General features: G+C 74.4%; 24 protein-coding genes. 10 read left to right on the top strand and 14 right to left on the bottom strand.

From position 1 onward, the window contains the following. Positions 1–27: 27 nt before the first annotated feature. Positions 28–2,316: a penicillin acylase family protein gene (locus tag HH311_RS01265; RefSeq protein WP_169181776.1), complete on the bottom strand. Its 2,289-nt coding sequence runs from the start codon at positions 2,314–2,316 to the stop codon at positions 28–30. A gap of 15 nt (positions 2,317–2,331) precedes the next feature. After that, positions 2,332–3,384 (bottom strand): LLM class flavin-dependent oxidoreductase, encoded by a 1,053-nt coding sequence (locus HH311_RS01260; RefSeq protein WP_169181775.1) that lies wholly within the window; start codon positions 3,382–3,384, stop codon positions 2,332–2,334. Positions 3,385–3,581: 197 nt separating this feature from the next. Here HH311_RS01260 and HH311_RS01255 point away from each other — a divergent pair, with 197 nt between their 5' ends. Then, a complete protein-coding gene (locus HH311_RS01255) occupies positions 3,582–5,300 on the top strand; it encodes an ABC transporter substrate-binding protein (protein WP_169181774.1) in 1,719 nt (572 codons plus the stop codon). Positions 5,301–5,396: 96 nt separating this feature from the next. Next, a complete protein-coding gene (locus HH311_RS01250; RefSeq protein ID WP_169181773.1) occupies positions 5,397–5,828 on the top strand; it encodes a hypothetical protein in 432 nt (143 codons plus the stop codon). A gap of 351 nt (positions 5,829–6,179) precedes the next feature. On the opposite strand, the gene HH311_RS01245 is transcribed toward HH311_RS01250, so the two are convergent. The 3 genes from HH311_RS01245 to HH311_RS01235 form a co-directional block, all read right to left on the bottom strand. Then, a complete protein-coding gene (locus HH311_RS01245) occupies positions 6,180–6,782 on the bottom strand; it encodes a GNAT family N-acetyltransferase (protein WP_169181772.1) in 603 nt (200 codons plus the stop codon). A gap of 16 nt (positions 6,783–6,798) precedes the next feature. Beyond that, the gene (locus tag HH311_RS01240; RefSeq protein ID WP_169181771.1) at positions 6,799–7,596 is read right to left on the bottom strand and encodes a GntR family transcriptional regulator; all 798 of its coding nucleotides are present in this window, start codon (positions 7,594–7,596) and stop codon (positions 6,799–6,801) included. A gap of 143 nt (positions 7,597–7,739) precedes the next feature. Further along, entirely contained in the window at positions 7,740–8,255 is a 516-nt protein-coding gene (locus tag HH311_RS01235) for a MarR family transcriptional regulator (RefSeq protein WP_169181770.1), read from the bottom strand. A 101-nt stretch (positions 8,256–8,356) separates the two neighbouring features. Between HH311_RS01235 and HH311_RS01230 the strand changes: the two genes are divergently transcribed. Both HH311_RS01230 and HH311_RS01225 read left to right on the top strand, forming a co-directional pair. Then, positions 8,357–9,301, top strand: a complete 945-nt coding sequence (locus HH311_RS01230) for an NADP-dependent oxidoreductase (protein WP_169181769.1) — start codon at positions 8,357–8,359, stop codon at positions 9,299–9,301. Between the two features lie 100 nt (positions 9,302–9,401). Next, a complete protein-coding gene (locus HH311_RS01225) occupies positions 9,402–9,833 on the top strand; it encodes a hypothetical protein (protein WP_169181768.1) in 432 nt (143 codons plus the stop codon). Here the strand turns inward: HH311_RS01225 and HH311_RS01220 are convergent. From HH311_RS01220 to HH311_RS01195, 6 genes are all read right to left on the bottom strand, one after another. Beyond that, on the bottom strand, positions 9,830–10,807 hold the full coding sequence (locus HH311_RS01220) for a heparin lyase I family protein (RefSeq protein WP_169181767.1): 978 nt from the start codon (positions 10,805–10,807) through the stop codon (positions 9,830–9,832). The genes HH311_RS01225 and HH311_RS01220 overlap by 4 nt on opposite strands. Positions 10,808–10,936: 129 nt before the next feature. Beyond that, positions 10,937–11,602, bottom strand: a complete 666-nt coding sequence (locus tag HH311_RS01215) for a hypothetical protein (RefSeq protein ID WP_169181766.1) — start codon at positions 11,600–11,602, stop codon at positions 10,937–10,939. A gap of 99 nt (positions 11,603–11,701) precedes the next feature. Beyond that, positions 11,702–12,064 carry a hypothetical protein gene (locus tag HH311_RS01210; protein WP_169181765.1) on the bottom strand — a complete coding sequence of 121 codons (363 nt, stop codon included), beginning with the start codon at positions 12,062–12,064 and terminating at the stop codon, positions 11,702–11,704. A 156-nt stretch (positions 12,065–12,220) separates the two neighbouring features. Then, entirely contained in the window at positions 12,221–13,078 is an 858-nt protein-coding gene (locus tag HH311_RS01205) for a hypothetical protein (protein WP_169181764.1), read from the bottom strand. Next, positions 13,075–13,863: a hypothetical protein gene (locus HH311_RS01200; RefSeq protein WP_169181763.1), complete on the bottom strand. Its 789-nt coding sequence runs from the start codon at positions 13,861–13,863 to the stop codon at positions 13,075–13,077. The genes HH311_RS01205 and HH311_RS01200 overlap by 4 nt, the downstream gene beginning before the upstream one ends. A 113-nt stretch (positions 13,864–13,976) precedes the next feature. After that, a complete protein-coding gene (locus HH311_RS01195) occupies positions 13,977–15,476 on the bottom strand; it encodes a hypothetical protein (protein WP_169181762.1) in 1,500 nt (499 codons plus the stop codon). A gap of 244 nt (positions 15,477–15,720) precedes the next feature. On the opposite strand from HH311_RS01195, the gene HH311_RS01190 reads away from it, so the two are divergent. Next, complete coding sequence (locus HH311_RS01190) at positions 15,721–16,326, top strand: dihydrofolate reductase family protein (protein WP_169181761.1); 606 nt, start codon at positions 15,721–15,723, stop codon at positions 16,324–16,326. Between the two features lie 29 nt (positions 16,327–16,355). Next, positions 16,356–16,766, top strand: a complete 411-nt coding sequence (locus HH311_RS01185) for an NUDIX domain-containing protein (protein WP_169181760.1) — start codon at positions 16,356–16,358, stop codon at positions 16,764–16,766. A gap of 4 nt (positions 16,767–16,770) precedes the next feature. Here the strand turns inward: HH311_RS01185 and HH311_RS01180 are convergent, their stop codons facing one another. Next, positions 16,771–17,634 carry an SGNH/GDSL hydrolase family protein gene (locus tag HH311_RS01180; RefSeq protein WP_169181759.1) on the bottom strand — a complete coding sequence of 288 codons (864 nt, stop codon included), beginning with the start codon at positions 17,632–17,634 and terminating at the stop codon, positions 16,771–16,773. A 183-nt stretch (positions 17,635–17,817) separates the two neighbouring features. On the opposite strand from HH311_RS01180, the gene HH311_RS01175 reads away from it, so the two are divergent. Further along, complete coding sequence (locus tag HH311_RS01175; RefSeq protein WP_169181758.1) at positions 17,818–18,531, top strand: alpha-ketoglutarate-dependent dioxygenase AlkB; 714 nt, start codon at positions 17,818–17,820, stop codon at positions 18,529–18,531. On the opposite strand, the gene fmdA is transcribed toward HH311_RS01175, so the two are convergent. Together fmdA and HH311_RS01165 are read right to left on the bottom strand one after the other, a co-directional pair. After that, entirely contained in the window at positions 18,464–19,717 is a 1,254-nt protein-coding gene (gene fmdA, locus HH311_RS01170) for a formamidase (RefSeq protein WP_169181757.1), read from the bottom strand. The two genes, HH311_RS01175 and fmdA, sit on opposite strands and share 68 nt — an antisense overlap. Positions 19,718–19,809: 92 nt before the next feature. Next, positions 19,810–20,094, bottom strand: coding sequence for an FmdB family zinc ribbon protein (locus tag HH311_RS01165; RefSeq protein WP_169181756.1), 285 nt, complete (start codon positions 20,092–20,094; stop codon positions 19,810–19,812). A 332-nt stretch (positions 20,095–20,426) separates the two neighbouring features. Here HH311_RS01165 and HH311_RS01160 point away from each other — a divergent pair, with 332 nt between their 5' ends. From HH311_RS01160 to HH311_RS01150, 3 genes are all read left to right on the top strand, one after another. Next, positions 20,427–23,009 (top strand): IPT/TIG domain-containing protein, encoded by a 2,583-nt coding sequence (locus HH311_RS01160; protein ID WP_169181755.1) that lies wholly within the window; start codon positions 20,427–20,429, stop codon positions 23,007–23,009. A gap of 139 nt (positions 23,010–23,148) precedes the next feature. Next, positions 23,149–23,922, top strand: a complete 774-nt coding sequence (locus HH311_RS01155; RefSeq protein ID WP_169181754.1) for a cyclase family protein — start codon at positions 23,149–23,151, stop codon at positions 23,920–23,922. 2 nt (positions 23,923–23,924) lie between these two features. Continuing rightward, complete coding sequence (locus tag HH311_RS01150) at positions 23,925–25,529, top strand: thiamine pyrophosphate-binding protein (protein WP_169182574.1); 1,605 nt, start codon at positions 23,925–23,927, stop codon at positions 25,527–25,529. Positions 25,530–25,550 lie beyond the last annotated feature (21 nt).

Genomic DNA, 25,550 nt, shown 5'->3' with positions numbered 1-25,550 from the left:
ACGCGGGCCGGCCCGGCGTGCTGGTGATCAGGCGAGCGGCGTGAGGACCAGCCGCGCCGTCGCCACCGCCTCGACGGCCGCCCGGCTGTAGGCCAGCGGGAAGGAGCCGCCCTGCGCCCAGAGCCCGAGGAGGTCGGCGTAGTGCTCGGAGCGGGGGTCGCCGGACTGACCGGGCGCGGTCACGACACGGCTCGCGTCCCAGTCGCCGACGTCGAGGACCATGCGGAAGCTCGAGCCCATCACGGCGTTGAAGTCGGCGTCGTGCCCGGAGAGACCGACGGTGTCGCCGCTGCCGGCCCGGGGCTGCGGGGGCAGGGACCCGGCCGGCCCCAGGACGGGGTGCCGGAGCTCGGTGCGGTGCAGGGCGCCCCAGGTCCACCCGGAGCGGTCCGGCCCCAGCCGGGCCTCGATCTCGGCGAGGGCCGCGCGCAGCGTGGCACCGAGGCCCTCGGCCAGCAGCGCGCGGTCGTCGTCGCGGTCGGGGTCGACCACGGTGAGCATCCGCAGGTCGGGGCGCAGGTCGGAGAACAGCGTGTCCTCGCGGACCAGGCGGGCGCGGGCGGCCGGGTCGGCCGCCACCCCGAGACGGGCGAGGCACCGGTCGGCCAGCCACGGCCGCCAGTGCCGCCGCAGCCAGAGCTGCACGACGAGGGCCGGGCGCGAGTCGGTCCCCTCCACGCCGTCCCAGGCCTGCAGCTCGGCCCAGCATTCCCGGAGATCGTCGGGTACCCCGACGGCGGCGAGCCGGTCCAGCAGCCGCCGCGCGTGGACGTTCGTCGCGTCCGTCTGCATCGCCAGGCTGGACCCGACGTCGACGCGTGCGCCGCTGCCGAGCCACGCGCTCAACCGCTCGTGGCGGGCGCTCGAGTACCAGTCGGTCGTCGCGACGACCTCGCCCGGCCCGTCGGCCTGGTTGGACGTCGTGGCCCAGCCCGACGCCGGGTCCACCTCCCCGGGGAGGTCCCCGGCGTCGACCGCGCCGTCCCACTCGAAGCGCCCGTCCCCGGGCACCGGCAGGGCGCCGTCCCAGCCGGTCCGGCGGGGCACCCGCCCGCAGGCCTGCACGCCGATCCGCCCGTCGACGGACGCGAAGACCTGCTTGACGCCGGGCGCGCCCCACCGGGCCAGCGCGTCGCGGAACTCCCGGGTGTCGGCCGCGTCCTGGTAGCCCAGGCTCGCCAGGTAGGGCGCCATGCCCGGCTGCAGCCAGGCGGCACGCACGGCGACGGCGACGCGGGCCTCGGGGTCGACGTGCACGACGGGTCCGTGGCGGGTGAACGCGAGCCGCAGCGCGGCGTCCTCCCCGCCGGCCACCGGCGTCCGCTCCGCGACGACGTCGAACGCCTCCCACCCGCCGTCGTGGGCGTAGCGGTCGTCGTCGGTGGGGTGGAGGTCGTAGACGTAGAGGTCCTCGTGGTCGATCGGCCAGATCGTCAGGCCGAAGGCGACGCGGTCGTTGTGCCCGAGGGAGATCCCGGGCAGGTTCGGTTCCCCGGCCCCGATCACCGACAGGCCCGGTGCCTCGAGGTGGGCGAGGTAGCGCAGCGAGGGCACGGTGACCGCGCGGTGCGGGTCGTTCGCCAGCAGCGGCCGCCCGGTGCCCGACCGCGCCGCGGACACCACCCAGTTGTTGCTCCCGGAGGGTGCGGTGGCGACGGCGGGCTCCGGCGCGAGCTCGGCCGGCGCGAACGCCAGCCGGTAGACGTCGAGGACCTCGTCGCGCAGGGCGTCCAGGATCCCGGCGTCCGGGACGGTGAGCGGGCCGCCCGGTTCCCGGATCGCCCGCAGCTCCTCGGCCGCCGGCCCGAGGTCGCGCACCGTCAGGGCCCGGGCGAGCTCCTGCTCGGCGTTGTAGAGCAGCCCGTGGGTGCGGATGCGCACCACGTCGTCGGGCGACCAGCGGGCCGGGAGGTGGCCGAGCGCCGCGAACTCCGGCGGCAGCCGCTCCTCGGGGGCCGCGAGCGCCCAGTCGACGCCGGCGTTCACCCCGGCGACGAACGCCTCGACGATCTCGCGGGTGCCCTCGGCGTAGGACGCCCACTCGGCGTCCATCCCGCCCCGGTAGAGGAACAGCCGCCGCGCCCGGTCCCCGTCGAGGTGACGGGGACCGAACACCTCGGCGAGCCGGCCCAGGCCCCGGCGCCGCCACAGGTCGATCTGGAAGAGCCGGTCGCGGGCCGCCTGGAAGCCCTGCGCGACGTAGGCGTCGTGGGCCGATCCGGCGTAGACGTGCGGGATCCCCCACCGGTCGACGAGGACCTCGACCTCGCCGCGCAGCCCGGCGACCGGGAGCTCGCTGCTGGGGAGCGCGGCCATCGGCGGGCCTCCTGGTCAGTCGGCCAGCAGCGGCATGACCTGCGTGCCGAACCGGTCGATGTCGGTGAGGTAGTCCTGGAAGGTGAACATCACGCCGCTCACGCCGTCCACCTCGGAGATCGCCCGCAGCTGCTCGGCGACGCTCTTCGGGTCGCCCTTGATGATCTCCCAGAGCATGAAGTTGTCGTTGCCGAGCAGCGTCGCGTGCAGTGAGTTCTCGTCGGCCTCGGAGTTCATCGACGCGTGCCCGGTCATCGTCTTGACGACCTCGAGCTCCTGGGTCTCGCGCCACCGGCCGATGACGTCGTCGCACTCGGCCAGGCTGTCGCGCACCACGCACTGGTAGAGCGGGAACGCCTCCATGGGACGGCCCGCCTGCTCCGACGCCGCCCGGACCAGGCCCATCTGCCCGGTCAGCTCGTCGATGTCGAGCTTGCCGCCCATGAACTGGTAGTCGGCGTGCTCGGCGGTGAACTGCATGCCGCGGTCGGACTGGCCGGCGCAGATGACCTTGGGCATGTTCCCGTCGTCGAACCACGGCTCGAGCCGGGCGTCGCGCATGTGGAAGAACTGCCCGTCGAAGTCGGACTGCCCGGTCTCCCAGAGCTCCCGCATGACCGTCATGTACTCGGCGGCGTAGTCGTAGCGGTAGCCGAAGTACTCGTCGCCGGGCCACAGGCCCATCGACTCCCACTCCGGCTTCTCCCAGCCGCTGATGATGTTGACGCCGAAGCGGCCGGGCCCGGCGATGTCGGCGATCGTCTTGCACTGCTTGGCGGCGTACACCGGCGGCACCGAGAGCAGCGAGATCGACGGGATCAGCATGACCTTGCGCGTGACGGCCGCGAGCGCGGCCATCGTCGTGAAGGAGTCGAGGGCGTAGTTCCAGAAGTGGATCTCGCCGTCCATGCCCTTGTACTTGTTGGGGGCGAGGAGGAAGTCGAAGCCGTAGTTCTCGGCCTTGAGGGCGGTCTCCTGCATGAGGAACCAGTCGGGCTTCCACCACGGGGCCGTGGTCGAGATGACCCAGCCGCCGGACAGGGTCGGGGCGAAGATTCCGAGGCGCACGCCTGCCTCCACGGTGTCGGGAATCGGTGGCAGGACGCTAGGTCCGCGGCGCCCGCGGCGAATCCGTAGAACGACGGACCCCGTGTTTCCGCTGCGGGGCCATCACGTGACGCCGGCCCGGGATCCGGCGGCTCCGGGCTAGAGTCCGGTGGCGAACGCGGTCGTCGGGGGTTCGGCACGCAGGAGACGGACGGCCCATGGACCTGACCAGCCCGCGACGGGCACCCAGCCCCGCCGCCCTGCGGGTCGACGCGTCCGGGGACGTGCGCGTGGTCGAGCACGGCACCGCCGACGACGTGCCCGCCGAGCTGCGCCGGCTCGCGGCCGGGGCGCTGCGCGCCGCCGTCGGCGAGCTCCGCGCGGTCCACCTCGATGGCGCGCCCGTCGCCGCGCTGGTGCGGGCCGAGGAGACGACGGCGCTGGTGTCGGTCGACCCGCTCGAGGCGCTCCCGCACGGCCTCAGCCGCCGCGAGCTCGAGGTGCTGACGCTGCTGGTGGCCGGGCTGACCAACGCGGGGATCGCGGCGCGGCTCGAGATCGGCGCGCGCACCGTCGGCACCCACGTGGACCGGGTGCTCGCCAAGCTCGACGTCGCCTCCCGCGGGGCGGCGGCCGCCCGCGCGCTCGACGAGGGCCTCGTCGTCGTGCCGCCGCCCGGTGGCGCGGCCGGCTTCGAGCAGATGCGCCTCGGCAAGGCGCTGGCCGCCGCCGACGAGGCCCCGGCCCGGCGGGTCCCGTCGCCCCGGCTCCTGCGCCGGCGCCCGCTGCGCGTGGGTGCCCTCCTCCCGCACACCGGGGCCGCGACCGCCGACGCCCGGGAGATGGAGCAGGGGGCGCGCCTGGCGATCGAGGAGCTCAACGCCGCCGGCGGGGTCGCCGGACGCCTCCTGGAGCTCCGCATCGCCGACGTCGACCCGCAGGACGCCGCCACCGTCCGGGCGGGGTTCGCCGGCCTGCTCGCCGCCGACGTGGACGTCCTGACCTCCGGCTACCTGGCCCCGCAGGACCTCGCCCACCACCTGGCGGCCGAGGCGGGCGTGCCCTACCTGCACGCCGCCACGTCGGGACTCATGGAACGGCTCGCGGCCGGGGAGCCGGGCCGGTTCGCCCGCGTCTTCCAGGTCTGTCCGAGCGACGTCCACTACGGGCCGCACTTCGTGGACTACGTGTCCGACCTGCGCGACCGCGGCGCCTGGCGTCCGGGCTCCCGCCGGCTGCTGGCAGTGCGGCCGACCTGGGAGCTCGTCGACCTGGGGCTCGAGAAGGCCGCCGAGCAGGCCGACCGGCGCGGGTGGGAGCTCGTCGTCGCGACCCCGGCGGCGGACGGGTGGTCGGGGGCGGGAGCGCGGGCGGCGGCCGGCGAGCCCGCGGCGGTCATGGTGGGCAGCTACCTCGTCGACGACCACGTGGCCTTCGTCGAGGGGTTCCGGGCGAGCCGGGGCTCGGGGCTGCTCTACGGCATCTACGCCCCGTCGGTGCCCGAGCTGCGGGCCCGGCTCGGCCCGCTCGCCGACGGCGTCCTCTGGGCCACGACGACCGGCACCTACCCCGACCGCCTCGGGCGCGCCTTCGCGGCGCGCTACGCCCGCCGGTTCGGCGCCGTGCCGGGACGCTCGCACGCCGGGATCGCCTACGACCGCGTGCACCTCGTCGCGGGGGCGTGGGCGGTGGCGGACTTCCGTGACTTCACCGCGGTCGCCGACCACCTGCGCCGCTCGGTGCACCGGGGCGTCAACGGCGCCTACGCGTTCGACGGCCCCGGCCAGACGGCACAGACGTGGACGGGTGAGGGGACCGGCGACCCGTCCCTCGCGCAGGCCCACCTCGTGCACCAGATCCAGGACGGCCGCCAGCGGGTGGTGAGCCCCGCGACCTACGCCGACGGCGACTTCGTCCTGCCGCCCTGGGCGGGCTGAGCGTCGCACCGGGGTGGACACCGGGTTGCGGACGCGGCGGCCCGGTCGCACCGTGGACGCCCCGACCGAACCCGACCGCGCCCCCGGAGGCGGACGATGACCTGGACGTGGCCGCGCCTCGCCGGCAGTGCGCTGGCGGTGTTCGCGCTCGTCGCGACGACGGCCGTCGTCCTGCTCTCGGCGCAGGGAGGGGCGTCGTCGCCGACCGCCGATGTCCTGGAGCCCCCGGTCGCCGGGGTCGCGATCGTGCCCCGGGCCGAGCCGGCACCGCCGGCTGCGGCGCCGTCCACCGCGCCGGCGCCGCAGGCGGTGGCCGCCCGTGCCGGGTCCGAGCCCGACGTGCCCGCGGTGACGCAGCGGGCCGTCGTCGACACCCGGGATCGCGCCGACCCGCCGCCGGCCTCGCACGCCGCCAAGGCCGGCCGGGGTGGGGACGCGAAGGGCGACGACGACGGCGGCCCGGGCAAGGGGAAGGGCAACGGGAACGGGAAGGGCAACGGCAAGGGCAAGGGGAACGGGAAGGGCTGAGCACCCTCGTCCGGACCACCGCGAGCGGACCGACGCGGGACGCACACTCATCGGGGGTGCGGTCTTGCGGGCTCTGGTGGACCGACGTGTGACGCACAGCTGCGCCTGTCGTGGACAGCCGTGCGCTCCCCTTGGGGGCGACGGCCCGGCACGATCTGCCCGGGAGATCACGGAGCCCCTCCACGTCGACCGGATCTCCGTAGAGAGCGCAACGACTCCCTGATCTTGCTAGGGGCGCTCCGCGTCCGGGTGCAGGCGCACCGCCCGCGGACCGGCTCCCCGGCTCCCGCGAGGTGTGCGTGGCGCGCAGGTCGTTGCGGAGTCGTCGCTACCTGGGACCAGGGGTAGGTCTCAGATCTCCTGGCCGTTGCGCTCGATCGGCCCGGAGGGCCACTCGTCCGCGGAGCGGTGGACGGGCAGCAGCATGCCGTTGTGCCGGTGATCCTCGAGGGCGAGGTCGATGCTGATCGACCGGAGGGCGTGGTCGGAGAGCGGTGTCCACCCACACCGTCGGTAGAACCCCCGGACCTCGCGTCCGCAGGTGAGGAAGCCGTAGGGGAGCCCGAGGCGGCGCAGGGTCGCGGCGACCGTGTCCATCAGCGCGCCGCCGAGACCCAGACCCTGGCGGTCGGGGTCGACCGCGACGAGGCCGACGTCGCCGACGAGGACCGAGGTGTCGTGGTCGGGGGCGCGCAGGAAGCGGCGGATCACCGCCGCGTGGGCGACGACCTCGCCGCGGTGGTGGCCGAGGATCCGCAGCTCCGGACGGGCACCGGCCCAGCTGTGCCCGTGGGTGAACACGGTGGTGGTGGAGGCGTAGCTGCGGGCGAGCAGGGCCGCGATGTCGTCGTGCTCGCGGGGTTCGAGGGAGGTCTCCCACCGGGTCGTCCATCGGACCGGCGGCTCGCCGTCGGTGGCGCGGGCGGTACCGGAGAACTCGGTCGTCGTGGTCATCGCCTGGCCTTCCGGGTCACGCCGGGACGGGGGTGCGGTCGGTGCGGTCGGTCGCGGGGGCGAGCTCGCGGCCCTGCTCGGGACCGAACACGGCGGTGAGGCTGAACCGGTCGCCGCGGACGACGGTCCGGCGCCACTCGACGGGCAGGCCGCGCTGGTACCCGGTGCGCTCCATGGCGAGGACGGCGTCGCCGGGGGCGATGCCGAGCAGGCGGGCGCGGACCGGGTCGGCGAGCTCGGCGTGGATGCGTTCCCGGCCGCCGTCCACGCGCAGCCCGGTGTGGCGCACGAGCGCGCGGTGCAGGGCGGTGTGGGTCAGGTCGACGCCCAGCAGCGGCGCGGCGGCCGCGAAGGGGAGCCAGACGCGGTCCCAGGCCAGGGGCTCGTCGTCGGCATGCCGGAGCCGCTCGAGGTGCAGCAGCGGGGTGGACTCCTCGAGCCCCAGGCGGGTCGCGACGACGCCGTCGGTGGTCCGCTCGAGGGCCCGGACCACGCTCGTCTGGGTGCGCCCGGTTCTCTCGACGACGTCGAAGAGCGTCGATCCGGTGCCCACGGGCTGGCTGATCTCGGGGCGGGCCGGCCCGTCGACCACCCGGGGCGCGCGGCCCCGCGCGGCGGTGACCACCCCGTCGGCGCGCAGCTGCGCGAGGGCCTGGCGCACGGTGTTGCGGCTGACCGCGTACTCCTCGACCAGGGCGAGCTCACCGGGGAAGGCCGCCGCGAAGTCGCCGCGGTGGATGCGCCCGAGCAGGTCGTCCTGCAGCTGCGACCACAGCGGCGCGGCCCCCGCCCGTTCCAGCGACCTCGACGCCACGACGGCTCCTCCCGGTCGGTCCCGATTGACCCTACATATGCCCGGCGGCAATGTCTGGTCATTCGGGACGCCGGGTGCGGGAGGCGGTCACCTCCGGCGCGACCGGGTCGCCGCGACCCGGTCGCGCGGTGACGGTCGGCGCGCTACGGGTCGCCGGCCCGGTCGCCCCGACGCCGGCGCGCCGTCGCGGAGCGGGGCGGCGCCGAGCGCATGTGGTCGCGCACGGGGGCCAGGAGCGAGGCGAGGGTCCGGGCGTCGTCGCGGGAGAGCGGGTCGAACAGCATCCGGCTCACCACCTCCTCGTGACCCGGGAGCACCTGCGCGACGAGGGCCCGCCCGGCCTCGGTAATGGCGATCGTGACCCCGCGCTCGTCGTCGGCCGACGGGGTGCGGGTGACCAGCCCGGCCTTCTCGAGCAGACCGGCCTGGTAGGTCAGGCCGCTGCGGCTGTAGACGACGGCGTCGGCGAGGTCGGTCATGCGGTGGCTGCCGGTGGGCGACTGGTCGAGGCGCATGAGGAGCTCGAACCGGGTGAACGTCAGGTCGCCGGCCTCGCGCAGCTGTTGCTCGATCGCGTGCCGGAGCAGGCCCGAGACCTCGATGAGGGCGAAGTAGGCGCCGAGCTGGACCGGGTCGACGGCATGGGGCGGGTCGGGCACCCGCCCAGTCTACTTGCTTCGAATTCGAAGCACTGCTAGCGTCACGCTCCAGTACTTCGACTTCGAAGCAACCCTAGCTCCCGACGAAGGCGGCGGCCCCGATGAAGGCAGTGCGTTTCCACGAGTACGGCGAGCCGGACGTGCTCCGGTACGAGGACGTGGCGCAGCCCGTCCCCGGCGCCGGGGAGGTCCGCGTCCGCGTGGCCGCGACGACGTTCAACCTCGTCGACGACGGCATCCGCGGCGGCTGGCTGCGCGAGGCCTTCCCGGTGACGCTGCCGCACACCCCCGGCATCGAGGTGGCCGGCACGGTCGACGCGCTGGGGGAGGGCGTGGCTGGCCCGGCGGTCGGCGACGAGGTGATCGGCTTCCTGCCGATGGTGCCCGACGGGGCGGCCGCGGAGTACGTCGTCGCGCCGGCGGACGTCCTGACGGCGGCGCCGCGCAGCATCCCGTTGTCCGACGCCGCCGCGCTGCCGATGGTGGGTCTCACCGCCTGGCAGGCGGTCGTCGAGGACGCGAAGCTGACGGCCGGGCAGCGCGTGCTCATCAACGGCGCCGGTGGGGCGGTCGGCGGGTACGCCGTGCAGCTGGCGAAGCACGCCGGGGCGTACGTCGTCGCCACCGGCAGCCCGCGCACGGCCGAGCGGCTGCGGTCCGCCGGGGCCGACGAGGTCGTCGACCACACCACCACCGACGTGGTGGCCGCGGTGACCGAGCCCGTCGACGTCCTGCTCAACCTGGCCTCGATCACCCCGGAGCAGCTGAGCGCGCTGGCCGGCCGGGTCCGCGACGGCGGCGTCGTCGTGAACACCGTCCCGCGGACGCCGGCGCCCGCCGACGAGGCCCGGGGCGTGCGGGCCGTCGACGTCTTCGTGCGCGACGACGCCGAGACGCTGGCGCGCCTCGTGGGCATGGTCGACCGCGGCGAGCTGCGCGTCGACGTCGACCGGCGGGTGCCGCTGCCCGACCTGCCCGCGGTCCACGCCGAGGCGGCCGCGGGCACGCTGCGCGGCAAGGTCGTCGTCCTCCCTGCGATCGGCTGATCGGCGGGTGCCCGCCGCGCCGCGCGGGTGACCGAGCTGTTGCCGAAAGTGACACCCGTTCGGCGTGGATGCCGGCCCGCGGCAGGAGCACCGTGGTGTGATGAGCCTCACCACTCCGCCGCTGCACCCGGACCACCGTGCCCCGAAGACGACCTCGACCAGGGATCGCCGACCCCCGCCGACACCCGTACCCAGCCCTTCGGCCCGGGTCCACCGGCGCGACCTCGGTCAGGGGGCGGGCGTTGTCTTCACCGTCGCGGGCGCCGTCGGCGCGCACGACGCGGCGGTCCTGAGCCGTTGCCTGCACGCCGAGCTCGCCGACTGCGCCGTCGCCGCACCCGGCGACGCCCGCCGGGTGATCGTCGTCGACCTCACCGAGGTCGAGACCTACGGCTCGCAGCTGGTGGACCTGCTGGCGGTCGCCGAGGACCGCGCCGGGTCGCTGGACGTCGGGCTGCACGTCCTCGAGCTCGGCCGGAGCGGGTTCCGGGAGGACTGGGAGAACCGGCACACCCGGGCGGAGGGCGGCTAGTCGCCCCGGTGGCCGGAGCCGTGGTCGGTCGCCGTCGTCCGGGCGTGCCGCCCGGTGCTCCGGTGCGACGAGGTGCTCTGGCGCGACGAGGTGCTCTGGTGCGACGAGTTCTTCTGGTGCGACGTGCTCCGGTGCGCCTCGGTCCGGTCCCCGGTGCTGGGCCCCTCGGACGTTCGGACGCCGGCCACGTACCAGTCCCGGAGCCGGACCGTCGGCGGGCGCGCGGCCGCTGACTCCCGGCGCACCCCGGCGCTGAGGTGGCTCTGCTGGCCGGGATAGAGGGTGCCGCCGGGTGGGCGGTGGCGGTCGACGACGGTGCGGCCGTCCCGCCGCACGCTGACGCTGCCCTTCTCGGGGTTCGCGGAGAAGCGCACCCGGACGGCGAGCCGCGTCCACTCGCCGACCGGCGCCGGCCCGAGATCCCGGCTGGCGGTCCGCGTGCCGGAGGGGTGCCCGTCGCCGCCGTGGAGCACGAGCCGGCCGTCGCGCACCCGGAGGTCGACGGGGGCGGCGCCCGGCCCGTCGTTGTCCCACCGCACGACGACGTGGTGACCCCCGGTCGCGGGGTGGTCCAGCCGCACCGAGACCGCGACCACGTGCTCGTCGCCCTCGTCCAGCGCGGGAAGGGCGGGTTCGAGCTCGCAGCGGCGGCCCGACCCGACGTGGCAGGTCACCTCGCCGTGCCGGACGTGGGGCGCGGTGGTCCCGGCCCGGGTGGGGCGGAACGCCTGCGGGTCGTGGGCCCGCCACCGGACCGAGGTGGTCCGGGCGGGTGCCGGGGCCGAGACGTCGGAGACGCGGGGCGTCGCCTCCGCGGGGCGGGGGGCCGGGATCGCCGGCGCCGGGCCGGTCGGTGGGGCGCCGGCCCGGTCGTCCTGCGGCGCCCGGGACTGCGGCGGCAGCGGTGCCGGGTGGGACCCCGAGACGGTCGCCCACGCGATCGCGGCGCCGCCGGCGAGCGCTCCGGCGGTCACCAGTGAGGCCGTCCGCGCACGCGAGGCCCCCGACGCACGACGATGGCGGGCCATGGTCGCTCCGGGGGCCGCGGGAGCACAGGTACTCCACGATCGTGCCCCGGGACCACGCTGGTCGAAACCGCCGGTTCAGCGCAGGGCCGGGACCTCGCGGCCGGGCGGGGCGTGCGCGACCAGCTCGGCGTGGGCCCGCTCGGCGGCGTCCGCCGCGGGGTCCTCGCGCAGTGCGTCGACAACGGCCCCCACGGTGCCCGGCCCGCCGGCCCACGCCGTCGCCGCCGCCTTGCGCCGCACCGGCTCGGCGTCGTCGCGCAGCAGGAGGGCCAGGTGGTGCGGGGTGCGGCCGTCCTCGCTGCCCAGCGTGCCGATCAGGTCGAGTGCCTCGGCGCGCACGCGGGGCAGCGGGTGGGCCAGGTAGCCGCGGAGCACCAGCGCCCGCCGCCGGGGGAGGGACGCGGTCTCCCAGTCCTGGAGGGTGCCGGCGGCGCCCGGTGCGGTCAGGTCGAACGGCGGGGTGGGGGCGACCAGCGAATACGAGAGGTCCCCGGGCTGCGGCTCGGCCGTGAGCAGCACGAGGCCCTCGGTACCGAGCGCGCCGAACCGGTCGGGCACCGAGATCGTGCCCGCGGTGAGGTCGGCGCGCTCCGCCGCGTCCGCGACCCGTCGTCGGGACGCCGCGTCCCGCCGGGCCCGCCGCGCCGAGCCCTCCTGCACGCGCCGGACCATCCCGACCAGGACCGTCCCGATCACGAGGACGGCGACGGCGGCACCGAGCAGGAGCACGAACCTGAGCACGCCGACCTCCGGGTGTCCGGGCTGTTCGGAGGAGTCCTTACCCCGGACGGACGCACGAGCATGCTCGATCGGTCGTTTGCCGCGACGGCGACCCGCGGATCACCCGTCCCGAGCGGCCGGCTCCCGGCGTCGGGTCGTTCCCCGACGACGAGGGGAACCGCGGTGCAGCAGCTGGCCGGCGCGGACGACGTGCGGCACGCCGTCGACCACGAGACGGGCCCAGGCCCGTGGTTCGAGGTCGACCACGGCCTCGAGGAGCTCCGTGTCCGGGTGGCGGTACCCGGCGGTGGCCGGGTCCGTCGCCGCGCGGCGGTCGTGGGGATCGACGCCGTCGCCGACCTCGGGACCCGGTCGTCGGCCACCCGCCGAGGCGGCCGCGCGGGTCCGGTCGGTCGCCGCACGCTCCACGCGTTCGAGCAGCAGGACAACGACCATGAGCGCCGGGGGGAACACCAGAAGCATCCACAGGTCCTGGACCACCCGTTCCCCCGATCCCGCCGGTGACCAGCCGCGAGCGCCCCGCCACCGGGGTCCACCCCTTCCGCGGAGACCGTCGGGGACGTCGGGGTCGTGCTCAAGGGGTCGATGGTCCCGGCACGGTCGGACCTTCGGGTTCCGTCACCACGTGAGCCAGGGTTTCGTCTGCATGGCGTGCTGGACGCGGGCGATGTAGTTCTGGGCCGTCGGCGAGTACCAGGTGCCGGTGTACCAACGCCCGACACAGCCCCAGAGGTCCCCGGCGTGGTAATTGGGCCCGAGCCAGGGCTCCCACCCCTCGTAACAGCCCCGCAGGACCGCGGCGTAGGTGTCGACGGAGTAGGCGGTGGAGTTCTCGGTCCAGGGCCAGCCGCCGTAGCCGCCCTGGCTCATGTCGTTGACGGCGCACCACTTGACCTGCATGACCCCGAACGCGGCCGGCCCCTGGGGGCCGAACGGTGACGGCGGGGGCGAGCCTCCGCAGTCCCCGAAGTCGCCGTAGCCCTCCTGGTTGATCGGGTTGCCCGAAGCATCCTTGTGGCCCTGGTACCACTGGGACTCGACGGAGGCCTCGGCGCGGACCAGCTCGTCGGGCAGTCCCCACTTCGCGGCCGCCCACTGGAAGATCTCGTCGGTGGTGCCGGTGTAGTTGCCCGTGATGCGGTTGAACACGTAGTCGCCGTTGGCCATCCCGCCGTACTCCCGTGGCCGGAAGTCCGGAGGCGGGACGGTGTGGTTGGGCGTCGTGTTCTCGGGTCGCGGTTCCCAGGAGGACTGCTGGACCATCGCGGCAGCCTGGGCGTCGTCGAGCAGGAACGATCCCACCGGTTTGAGGGCGAGGTGCCCGTTCGCGGCGGGCCGGGCGTCGTCCCCGGAGGCGCCGTTGCCCGGTGGCGGTGGCGAGGTCGAACACGCCACCGCGAGCAGGAGCACGAGCAGCACCCCGAGCAGCGGGGTGCGCGGGCGAGTTCCCCGCCGGGGGGCAGGGGTCGGGGTCACCAGTTGTTCCACGGCCGCTGCTGGATGGCCTGTTGCACCATGGTCACCTGGGCCTGCGCCTGGGGGGTGTTCCAGGTGCCGGTCATCCAGCGCCCGACGCAGCCCCAGAGGTCGCCGGCGTGGTAGGTCGGGCCCCACTGGGGTTCCCAGCCCTCGTAGCACGCGCGGATGATCGCCCCCGCGGTGTCCGCCGCGTACGCCGTCGAGTTCTCGGTCCAGGGCCACCCGCCGTAGCCGGGTGCGTTGGGGTCGTTGAGGCTGCACCAGGGGACCCCGGTGATGCCGAACGAGGCCGGGCCGTCCGGGCCGTACGGCGCCCCGGGGGGCGAGCCTCCGCAGGTGCCGAAGCCGCCGTAGCCCTGGCCCTGGGTGGGCTTCCCCACGGTGTCCTTGTGGTTCTGGTACCACTGCGACTCGACGACCGCGATGCCGCGCATCACGTCGTCCGGCAGGCCCCACTTCGCCGCGGACCACTGGAGGACCTCGTCGGTGGTGCCGGCGTAGTTGCCGCTGATGCGGCTGAACACCTGCGGGCCGTTGGTCATCCCCGGGTAGCCATCGGGGCGGAAGTCCGTCGGGGGCACGGCGTGGTTCGCCGGGATGTTGTCCGGCCGCGGCTCCCAGGGGGACTGGTGCACCAACGTCGCGGCTCCACCGTCGTCGGGCAAGGTCAGGAAGCCGCCGACGGGCTTGAGCTGGAGGTAGCCGCCGGCGGGGGGCCGGGTCGGAGGCGGCGGGGGCGCCGCCTGCGAGCACGCGGTCAGCACCAGGGAGAGGACCGTCACTCCGAGCACCACCCACCGATGGGGCCTCACGGTCCCCCATGCCAGAAGCATGTCGCGGCCCCCTCCTCGAAACGCCTGGTGCCCGAGCCCGAGTGGGGGCGGATGTTGCCCTTTCAAGAGCGGGCGGGGAGAGGGCCGATGGTCCCGACCTGACGGGTCCGGCGGAGCCCGGGGAACCACGGCGCTGTGCTGCGAGCGCCGGACCGGGCCACCCCCACCGCGACCCCGAGCAGCACGAAGAGCAGGTCGCCGGTGCCGCGGAGGGTGAGGTGCGCGTCGAGCACCGACACCACGACCAGCGTCCACCAGCAGATGCCGAGGGCCTGGGTGAGGGCCCCCCGCGCATCCGGTCGCGAGGCGCCCTCCTGCGCGGTGCGCAGGACGGCCCAGGAGAGCCAGACGAAGCCGAGCAGCAACGGGATGCCGCCGACCCACAGCAGCTCCAGGTATCCGGACTCGAGGTAGATGACCTCGCGCCACGTCTCCGGGGCGGGCAGGACCGGGTTGGGCCGCACCCCGAGCGCGAAGTGGAAGTCGCCCAGGGCGGGCAGGTAGAAGCTGCTCAGGTTGTCCCAGCGGGTGAGCCAGCTGATCGGCACCCCCGAGGACGCGGTGTCCTGGGCACGCGCCAGCACGGCCGGGACACCCACGGCGGCCACGAGCAGGGCGGCGGGCACGACCGCCCGCCGGGCGCGACGGCGGAGCTGCGGGAACGCGACGACCAGGAACCCGGCCGCCACCAGCGCCGAGATCCAGGCGGTCACCTGGCCGGTCGCCAGGATGCCGGTGAGCAGCAGGGCCGCCGCGACGACCCGTTCCCGGCGCCCGAGCAGGCCCCGGACCACGCAGCACGCCAGGACGACGGCCGCGATGACGAGGACGTCGCCGGTGGCCAGGGGCGACCCGAGCGTGGTGGTGCCCCGCTCCGCCAGGTCGGACGGGGCGTCCTGCGCCGAGCTCCACCACACCCGCAGCACCGCGAGGACCGGCCCGAACTGCAGGGTCTGCAGCACGGCGATCACGGCGACGGCGACCGCGGGCCAGATGACGAGCCGGGTGAGCCGTTCGACCTGCGTGCGGTGGCGCACGGTCACGCGGACCAGGACGTACAGCGCCGCCAGCTTGGGCACCGGCAGGGTGGAGGCCAGGTCGGCGCCGGTCGGCGCGAGGCCGCGCAGCATCTCCGAGGCGACGGGCCAGACCGTGGCGAGCAGGACGAACGCCGCGAGTGGGAGGTCCACCGGGTGGAGCACCGGACGGGGAACGGTGCCCGATCGGAGGGCGCGCACGATCCCACCGGCGACCGCACCGGTCAGCACGAGCGCGAGCACGGCCTCGTTGGGCCGCACCAGCGGGAGGAGCGTGGACCGGTCGATGCCGGCGAGGAACGGCAGCGTCGCGACGTAGAGGTACACGGCGGCGACCGGCCGCAGGGCGGTGACGGCCAGGACGGCACCGACGACCACGGCGAGCAGGACCACCCGGATGGCCATCGCGCCGACGTCGGCCGGGAGCTGGCTCGCGCCCAGCGCGAGGACGGTGGTGGCGGTGGCGGCGACGATCAGCAGGGGGACGTCGGCCCGCGCCCGCGCCCGCGCGTCCGGGGTCACCACGACGGTCTCCCGACCATCACCCACACCAGGACCAGGACCATCCCCACCCTCGTTCACGGTGACTCTTCGCGACGAGGACGGCAGTGAAGCACCCGACGGCGGCGGCGGTCACCACTTTTCCGGCATCGAGGGACCAAAGTCCCGGTCGCGGGACGTCGCCGGGCGATGTCGATCCGGGAGGGGCCCGTTCGTCGTCGGGGTGAGGGACCGGCGACGGGCCGGTCGACACCCCACGGAGGACACCATGACCGCGACCTACACCTGGGACGTCTTCTCCAGCCTCGACGGCTACGGCTCCTACGGGGGCGACGGCGACTGGGGCGGCTACTGGGGCAAGCAGGGCCCCGAGCTGCTCGAGCACCGCTTCGCCTCCTTCGCCGAGGAGCAGCGGATGGTCTTCGGGGCCACCACGTTCCGACAGTTCGTGGCGATGCTGGCCGAGAGCACCGAGGACTCCGACGTGCGTGACCCGTGGGTGGGCCGCATGCGTGCCATGCCGACCACGGTGGTCTCGTCGGCGCTCGACGGCGACCTCGACTGGCCGGACGCGACCGTCGCGCGCGGGGACGCCCTCGACGTCGTCGGGCGCCTCAAGCAGGAGTCCGACGTGCCGCTGCGCTCGCACGGCAGCCTGTCGATGAACTGGGCGCTGCTGAAGGCGGGCCTCGTCGACCGCCTGCAGGTGACGCTCTTCCCCGTGGTCACCGGCCGGACGGGCACCGACCCCGTCCTCGGCGGCGCGGACGACTTCGACCTCGAGCTGCTCGAGCACCGCACGCTCGACCGGGACATCCAGGAGCTGGTGTACCGCCCGACCCGGCACGTCGTCGGTGGCCGACGCCCCGCGTGAACGGCGCCCCGCCCGGGCAGACTGCGGAGGTGTTCCGGAGCCGGGCCGCGGGCGGGGTGGTCGTCGACCCGCACGGACGGGTCGTCGTCGTCGCGCAGCGGTCGCGCACGTGGTCGCTGCCCAAGGGCCACGTCGACCCCGGCGAGGAGGTGCTGGACGCGGCGCGCCGCGAGATCCACGAGGAGTGCGGCCTGACCGGGCTGGAGCTGGTCCGCGAGCTCGGGTCGTTCTCGCGCTTCGCGGTGCGCCACGGGCTGCCGGAGTGGAAGACGATCACGCTGTTCCTGTTCCGCAGCCCGGAGGCCACCCTGCGCCCCCTCGACCCCGCGAACCCGGAGGCCCGCTGGGTAGCGCCGGAGTCGGTCTCGCGGACGCTCTCGCACACCGCGGACGGCCGGTTCTTCGACCGGCACGTGCTGCCGCTGCTGGCGACCGGCTGAGCGTCTACGGCGCCAGGACGGCGAGCGCCCGTTCGGCCATCGCCCGCTCGCCGAGGGCGTTCGGGTGCACCGGGACGTAGTTGGTCGACCCGACCACCGGCTCGACCCACCGCGTGCCGATCGGCCGGCAGGCGTCGTGCCCGGCCGACGTGGCGGACTCGTCGAGGAAGGTGACGCCGGTGCGCGAGGCGGCGCGGCGGACGGCGTCGTTGAGCGTGGCCTCGATGCGGTTCAGGTACGGCACGTCGCCGATCGCCACGGGCATGACCGGGTAGCAGCCCTGCGTCGGCGGGAGGATCTGCAGGTAGCCCGAGATCGCGACGCGGGCCTTCGGCGCCTTGAGCCGGACCGCGGCGAGCGCCTTGAGCAGGTTCGGGTAGGTGCTGTCGTTGATCGTGTTGACGAACGAGTTGCCGTAGGTCCGCTCGCACGGGTTGCCCTGGCCGGCCGTGGTGGCGGCCGCCGAGCCGCACGCGCCGATGGCGTTGATGAAGACGTTGTTGTCGTTGCCGCCGATGGTCAGCGTCACGAGCCGGGTCGACGACGACAGCGCGTCGAGCTGCGGCGCCACCCCTGGGAACTGCGAGGTGGTGAAGTCCTTGGTCTGCGCCCCGCCGCACGACACGTCGGTGAGGTGGTAGCCCTGCGACCCGGCCAGGTCGTGGGCCCAGTTCAGCGCCGACTGCGTGCACTGCGGGGGCGCCCCCGGCGCCGGCGGGAGGATGCCGCTCCCGGCGCTGTAGCTGTCACCCAGGTTCACGTACTCCAGCGGCGCCGGGTTCGCCGAGGCGACCTGGCCGACCAGCAGCAGTCCCACCGTCGCCGACACCGCGGCCGCGAGTGTCCAGGCTCGTCGTGCACGTCCCATGACGGGTCCCCTCCTGCGAATGGCACATCTCTGCGACACCCGAAGGGGCCGACGGCCGCGTCGTGTGTGGCGCGCACTGTAGGGGACCGTTGGTACCGGGTAGCGGCGGGGTCCCGCCCGACCCGCAACCGGGCTGGGCCGTGTGGTGTCCTCCCGGACGAGGACACCCGACGTCGGGAGGTCATGGTGTTCGACCTGGTCCCGCGGCCGCGCCGCGAGGTCGCCCCCGGGGTGGTGCACGTCCCGGGCTGGCTCGACGAGGACCGGCAGCGCGACCTCGTCGAGGCGGCCCGCGGCTGGGCCGCGGAAGGACCCGGGGCGCGCCGGGCCCGACTCCCGAGCGGCCACGAGATGAGCGTCGCGACGGTGTGCCTGGGCTGGCACTGGATCCCCTACCGCTACTCGGCGACCCGCGACGACCAGGACGGCTCGCCGGTCACCCCACTGCCGGAGTGGCTGGCCGAGCTCGGCGGCGCCGCGGTGACCGAGGCGTACGGCGACGGCGCGGCCTACCGCCCCGACGTAGCCCTGGTGAACTTCTACCGCGGGGACGCCCGGCTCGGGATGCACGCCGACCGCGACGAGCGCGCCCCCGACCCGGTGGTGTCGCTGTCGCTCGGGGCGGCCTGCGTGTTCCGGGTGGGCAACACCGAGCACCGCGGCCGGCCGTGGACCGACGTCGTCCTGGAGTCCGGCGACCTGATCGTGTTCGGGCGTGAGAACCGCCTCGTGCACCACGGGGTGCCGCGGGTGCTGCCCGACGTCCCCGCTCCGCCGATCGGGACGGCGCCGGGCGAGCGCATCAACCTGACCCTGCGGGTGTCGGGGTTCAGCCGGCGGACCGGGGCACGCCGATCCCCGGGTCGATCCGCGTCGGGCCCTGCGCACTGGGCTTGACGTCGAAGTCGAAGATCCCGGTCGGGATGTAGACCGTCGAGCACGAGTTCGGGATGTCGACGACGCCGGACAGCCGGCCCTCGATCGGCGCGGCGCCGAGGATCATGTACGCCTGGATCGGCGAGTAGCCGAACGTCGTCAGGTAGTCGATCGCGTGCAGGCAGGCCCGCTGGTACGACAGGTGCGAGTCCAGGTAGCGCTGCTCGCCGTCGAGCGTCACCGAGGTGCCCGAGAACGCGATCCACTCGCTGTACTGCGGGTCGGTGTTGCCCGGGACGAAGATCGCGTTCTCGGACACGCCGTAGGTGGACATCCCGCCCTTGATCAGGTCGACGTGCAGGTCGATGAACCCGCCCATCTCGATCGCGCCGCAGAAGGTGATCTCGCCGTCGCCCTGCGAGAAGTGCAGGTCGCCCATCGAGAGGTTCGCGCCGTCGACGAAGACCGGGTAGAACACCCGGCTGCCCTTCGTGAAGTTCTTGATGTCCTGGTTGCCGCCGTTCTCGCGGGGCGGCGCGGTGCGGGCGGCCTCGTTCCGCGCCCGCTCGAAGTCGTCGCCGGTGAGCGAGCCGAGGATCGCCGAGTCCGGCTGCGGCGGCAGCGCCAGCGGCGGCACGCGCTGCGGGTCGGTGTCGATCAGGGCCTGTTCCCGGCGGTTCCACGACGCGAGCAGATCGTGCGACGGCGCCGTCCCCATGAGGCCGGGGTGGACGATCCCGGTGAACTCGACGCCGGGCACGTGCCGCGAGGTGGCCTTCCCGCCGCGGAAGTCCCAGATGACCTTGTAGGCGTCCGGGAACTGCTCGGTGAGGAAGCCGCCGCCGTTGGTCTTGGCGAACACCCCGGTGTAGCCCCAGCCCTGGCCGGCCAGGGGGCCGGAGTCCTCCTGCGGGATCGGCCCGACGTCGAGGATGTCGACGATCAGGAGGTCGCCGGGCTGCGCGCCCTCGACCGCGATCGGGCCGGAGAGCACGTGCACACCGTTGAGCGGCGCGTGGAGGATGTCCTCGGCCGAGTCGTCGTTGTGGATCGCGCCGTCGAACCATTCGCGACAGTCCACGCGGAACACGTCACCGGGCCTCACGTGGACCTGGGCGGGCACGTCGGGGTGCCAGCGGTTGTGCCCGACGATCTGCTGGTCGGTGAACTTCCGGCTGCTGTCGAGCGGGAACACCTTCTGCGGCATCGGAACTCTCCCCTGCGGTGTCGGTCGTGCGGGTGCCGGTGGGACGGTCGGGACGACGGCGGGCGGGTCACCGACGCACGCAGGGGGAGCGGTCAGGGTCGCGGGAGCCCTGCCGTCCGGGGGTCGAGCCGGGGCGGGCGTGCTCGCGGGGCCCGGGGCGGCGGTGCCGAGACCACGGCGGGCTCGCCGGCGGACGCCTCCGCCCGGTCGATGGCGGCGACGCGGCCGCGGTCGGCCAGCCCGAGGTGCGGCGCGGTGATGACGCGGCCGGCATCGCCGCCGCAGGTCGGGCAGGGGATCACCGACGGCGCGGTGCCCATCGGCCAGTGGGCGTCCGTGGGGCCGTCCTCGTCGCACCGGTAGCTGTACAGGGGCATCGGTCCGGCTCCCTCCGCTCCGCCACGACCCCGGCGACCCGTACGGCCTGGACGAATGGGCCTCCCAGGAACGTAGCGGCGGTCCGCGCGGGCTGTCCATCGCGAGGGCGCCGGCCGGCGCGGAACGCTCCACGCGAGGTGGCGTGCGTCGGGCGGCGCGCATTGTCGCGCGGCGTTGTTCAGGCTGGGTCACTTCACCCTTCCAGCCGTCACAACTTGCCCGTTCGTCCGATTCTTCGCGTGACGCAGGGTGACAGGTTGACGAGTGCTCGGCGCGTTGTCGGGCGCCCGGCGCGGGGATCGTCGGGTGGGCGAGTGAGTGGGGGCCTCCCGTGGCGACCGTCATCGACTCCATCGAGCCCGTGCAGGGACCACGCGGCACGGTGCTGACCATCGAGGGTTCCGGGTTCTCGGCCGCCCGACTCGACAACGAGGTCGAGGTGGGCGGGGCCGGCGCATTCGTCCTGTCCGCCTCGCCGAACGAGTTGCGGGTCCTCACCGACCCCGACACGGATTCCGGGTCGGTGCGGGTGACGACCCCCGGTGGGCCCGCCACCTCGCCGACCGACTTCACCGTCGTCGGCTTCCCGCTCCCCGGAGCGATCGACGACGGTCCACCGGTGGTCAGCCGTGGGGTGGGCGACCCACGACCGGGGGATGTCAGTCCGATCGGCACCATCCGGGTCCTCGTCGTCGTGATGCGCGCCGACGACACCTCGCCCCCCGATCCCGCCGCGGTGCGCACCACGGTCGACGACGCCTGGTCCAGGGTCGACACCTACTACCGCCAGGCGAGCTACGGGCGGACCGACATCCAGACCGACCTCTCGCAGTTCGTCGACCTCGACGGGCCGCTGGCTGATTTCGTCGACACGTCCCCGGCCGTCGAGAACCTCCGGAGTGACCAGCTGGGCCGCATCGCGGCCATCGGCGCCCAGGGTGCGGTCGATCAGGGGTTCCACCTGGACGACTACGCGATGGCGTGCTTCGTCGTCTTCACGAACGGGACCTTCGTCCGCGCGTGGGGAGGCGGATCCCAGAGCACCTTCTCGTACGACAACGGCCTGCCCGTCGGCGACCCGAACCGGATCCACATCAACCTGACGGCCAGCCACCAGGTCAACACGCTGTACATCAACGAGACCGCGAACTGGGGCCGCTTCGCCCACGAGTTCGGGCACAACGTCGTGTCCGCGCCCAACTCGTCCGGCGATGGGTCCGCGACCCTCGGCGAAGACGTCTACGGCAGCGACCTCGTGGACCCGACCGCCGCCACCGCCCAGCTGTTCGAACTCATGGGGGCCCACGACACCCACCCGCTGTTCTCCGGCTACCACCTGGAGAAACTCGGGTACTACCAGCCCGCGAACATCACCACGCTCGACTGGGACCGCAACCCGTTCAGCGAGACGTTCGAGGTGGTGGCGCACGGCCTCACCGAGGACACGTCGTCGCGGGTCCACCTGGTCAAGGTCCGGGTCTCCGACGCGCTCAGCTACTACGTGCAGGTCCGGCAACGGCCGGGGACCACCGCGCAGGTCTTCGACGACCAGATACCCGTGGGTGCGACCCCGAACAACGGCGGAGTCATCGTCACGCGCGCCATCTCCGGTGTCATGAACAACAACCAGCAGACCCGCTTCCTGAGCCTGCTCCACACCCCGGAGGTCCTCGGCGCCGGAGGCACGGCCGAGGACCCGGCGCGCGCCCTGAAGATCACCGTTCTCGACGACTCGGTCCAGGCTCGGCCACTGGTGTGCCGCGTTCGGGTCGAATGGGCGCAGACCGTGGCGGACGATCCCACCGGCGCGTTCGACCTCCGCATCGAGCCCTGGGACTCGGCCTTCCAGTCGCCCGACATCTGGGTCGACCGGAACCCGTTCGGCACGTTCGACAAGCCGTCGGACAGCGAAGGCCGCCCGACGGGCAACGGCGACAAGCCCCAGGTCGCGAAGATCAACCACGTGGTGTCGCGGGTGCGCGTCAGCGGCGCCCTCGGGGCCTCGAACGTGAAGGTGACCCACTACGCGGTGACCCCACCCGGCGTCGGCGACAACGGCAACTGGGCCCCGATCTCCGTGCAGACCATCCCCACGATCGCGGCGAACGATTTCGCCGACGTCACCTCGAACTGGGTGCCGGTCGTGGGGCGACACACCTGCCTGCGCGCCTTCGTCTCCGCCCAGTTCGGTGAGATCAGTGGCCAGAACAACGGAGCCCAGGAGAACGTCTCGGACTTCATCAGCGCCGGCTCCAGCCCGTGCGACCCCGTGCTGATCCGCACCGCCGTGCGCAACCCGGTCAACGAGCGCCGCCCGGTGTTCGTCTCGCTCCACGGGGTGCCGAGGGGCTGGAGCGCGCAGATCCCCCACGCCTGGATCTGGCTCGAGGGCCTCGCCGAGAAGGAGATCGACGTCGCCATCTGGCCCGAGGAGGATCTCGCGGCCTACGCGATCGGCTCGCACGACGGGAAGGAAGGGCTACCGGGCACCGCGCCGCTGCGCGTGTCGGGCACCGTGCCCCGGGAGTACAGCGAGCTCGTGCAGCCGTTCGACGAGGAACCCGGTGCCCGGTTCGCACCCGTGGGCGGGGTCTTCTACCCGGTCCACGTGCGCCGTCGCGCACGGATCGAGATCGGTCTCGAGCCGCTCGGCGACCTCGACGTCCTCGTGTTCGGCCGGGTGGACCCCGCGGTCCCGGGCCAACGGGTCGTCGTGTCGGTGACCGCGCCGAGCGGCCGCCAGGTGCTCGCCGGACAAACGGCCACGAAGCCCGGAGGGAGCCTCGAGCACCGCCTGGAGCTGGCCTCCGTCGTGAAGGAGCACGGTTCCGGGATCTACACGGTCCAGGCGGAGATCCTCGACGCCGACGAGCTCGACGACGCGACGTCGAACAAGGTCCAGCGCGCCTTCTGACCGAGGCTGCTGACGACGACGGTGGCTCGGAGCGCTCATCGCGGCCGTCGTCAACGGGTCGCCGGCGATCGCGGCCCTTCCTGCCCGCGAGCGCGCGGCGCACCATGGTCGACGGCATCCCGATCCCGAGGAGCTGAGCATGTCCGTCCTCACCGCGTTCGCCGAGGCGATGCGCACCGGCGCCGTCGAGGTCGTCGACCTCACCACGCCGCTGCAGGAGTCGACCCCGATCCTGGAGCTGCCCGAGCCGTTCGCGAACACCTCACGCTTCCGCCTCGAGGAGCTCTCGCGCTACGACGACCGCGGCCCGGCCTGGTACTGGAACGACATCCACACCGGCGAGCACACCGGCACCCACCTCGACGCCCCGAACCACTGGGTCACCGGCCGTGAGGGCCCCGACGTGTCCCGGGTGCCCATGTCGACGCTCGTCGCGCCGGCCGCCGTCATCGACATGAGCGCGGAGGTCGACAAGGACCCGGACTTCCTGCTCGAGGTCGCGCACCTCGAGGCGTGGCAGGCCGAGCACGGACCCCTTCCCGACGGCGGGTGGCTCCTCTACCGCACCGGGTGGGAGTCGCGGGGCGCCACGCAGGAGGAGTTCGTCAACGCCGACGACGCCGGCCCGCACACGCCCGGTGTCTCGGCCACGTGCGCGCGGTGGATCGCCGAGGAGTCGCCGCTGACCGGGTTCGGGGTGGAGACGGTCGGCACCGACGCGGGCGCCGCCGCCGGCTTCGACCCGCCGTTCTCCTGCCACCACTACCTCATGGGCGCGCACCGCTGGGGCCTGACGAGCCTGCGCAACCTGGGGCGCCTCCCGGCCACCGGCGCGGTGCTCGTGGTCAGCCCGCTGCCGATCGTCGGCGGCTCCGGCTCGCCGGCGCGGGTGCTGGCGCTGGTGGAGACGTGACGATGGTCGCCGGGCAGGTCGGGACGCTGCTGGCGGGGCTCGGCGTCGGGCACGCCTTCGGCGTCGTCGGGAGCGGGAACTTCCACGTCACCAACGCGCTGCGCGCGGCGGGGGTGGCCTACACCGCGGCCCGCCACGAGGGCGGCGCCGCGACGATGGCGGACGCCTACGCGCGCACCTGCGGCGAGGTCGGGGTGCTGACGGTGCACCAGGGCTGCGGTCTCACCAACGCGGTCACCGGGATCGGGGAGGCCGCCAAGTCCCGCACGCCGTTGCTGGTGCTGGCCGCCGACACCGCGGGCCACCAGGTGCGGTCGAACTTCCGTGTCGACCAGGACGCCCTCGTCCGCGCGGTCGGCGCGGTGCCCGAGCGGGTGCACTCGCCGGCCTCCGCGGCGGCCGACGTCGTGCGCGCCCACGGCACCGCGCGTGACCAGCGCCGTACCGTCGTCCTGAACCTGCCCCTCGACGTCCAGGCCGCACCCGCCGTCGACGGGCCGCCCCCGGGCCGGACGACGTGGCGCGCGCCCCGCCCCGACGCCGCCTCCGTCGCCGAGCTCGCCGCGCTGCTCGACGGCGCCCGGCGCCCGGTCTTCGTCGCCGGGCGCGGTGCCCGCGGCGCGCGCGCCGAGCTGGAGGCGCTCGCCGACCGGTGCGGGGCGCTGCTCGCCACCAGCGCCGTCGCGCACGGCCTGTTCACCGGCTCGCCCTGGTCGCTCGGCATCTCCGGCGGCTTCTCCACCCCGCTGGCCGCCGAGCTCATCACCGACGCCGACCTGATCGTGGCCTGGGGGGCGTCGCTGACGACGTGGACGACCCGGCACGGCGAGCTCACCGCCGCCGCGACGCTGGTCCAGGTCGACGACACCCCCGAAGCGCTCGGCGCGAACCGGCCCGTCGCCCTCGGCGTCCTCGGGGACGTGGCCGCCACCGCGGCCGACGTCCTCGACGCCTGCGCCAAGTCCACCGGGTACCGCAGCCCCGAGGTCGGCGAGCGGATCCGCACCGACGCGCGGCACGCCGCCCCGGCGGACGTGCCCGGCTCGGAGCGGATCGACCCGCGGACGCTCTCCGCCGCGCTCGACGCGCTGCTGCCCGCGGAGCGCACCGTCGCCGTCGACTCCGGCAACTTCATGGGCTACCCGGCCGGCTACCTGCAGGTCCCCGACGAGGCCGGGTTCTGCTTCACCCAGGGCTTCCAGTCGATCGGGCTCGGGCTCGCGACGGGGATCGGGGCGGCGCTCGCGCGCCCGGACCGGCTGGCCGTCGCGGCGTGCGGCGACGGCGGGTTCCTCATGGGCGTCAGCGAGCTGGAGACGGCGGTCCGGCTGGGCCTGGGCCTCGTCGTCGTGGTGTACGACGACGCCGGGTACGGCGCGGAGTTCCACCACTTCACCGACGACGACCACGGCACGGTGCGCTTCCCCGACACCGACCTCGCCGCCATCGCCCGCGGCTACGGGTGCGACGCGGCCGTGGTGCGCTCGGGCGCCGACCTCGGGGTCGTCCGCCCCTGGCTCGACGGCCCGCGGGACCGGCCGCTCCTGCTCGACGCGAAGGTCGTCGCCGACGCGCCCTCGTGGTGGCTCGCCGAGGCGTTCCGGTGACCCCGACGCCTCGCGCGAGGG

Source organism: Actinomycetospora sp. TBRC 11914, from assembly GCF_012933465.1.
Lineage (GTDB): Bacteria > Actinomycetota > Actinomycetes > Mycobacteriales > Pseudonocardiaceae > Actinomycetospora.
This window is presented reverse-complemented; position numbering and strand designations above follow the sequence as displayed.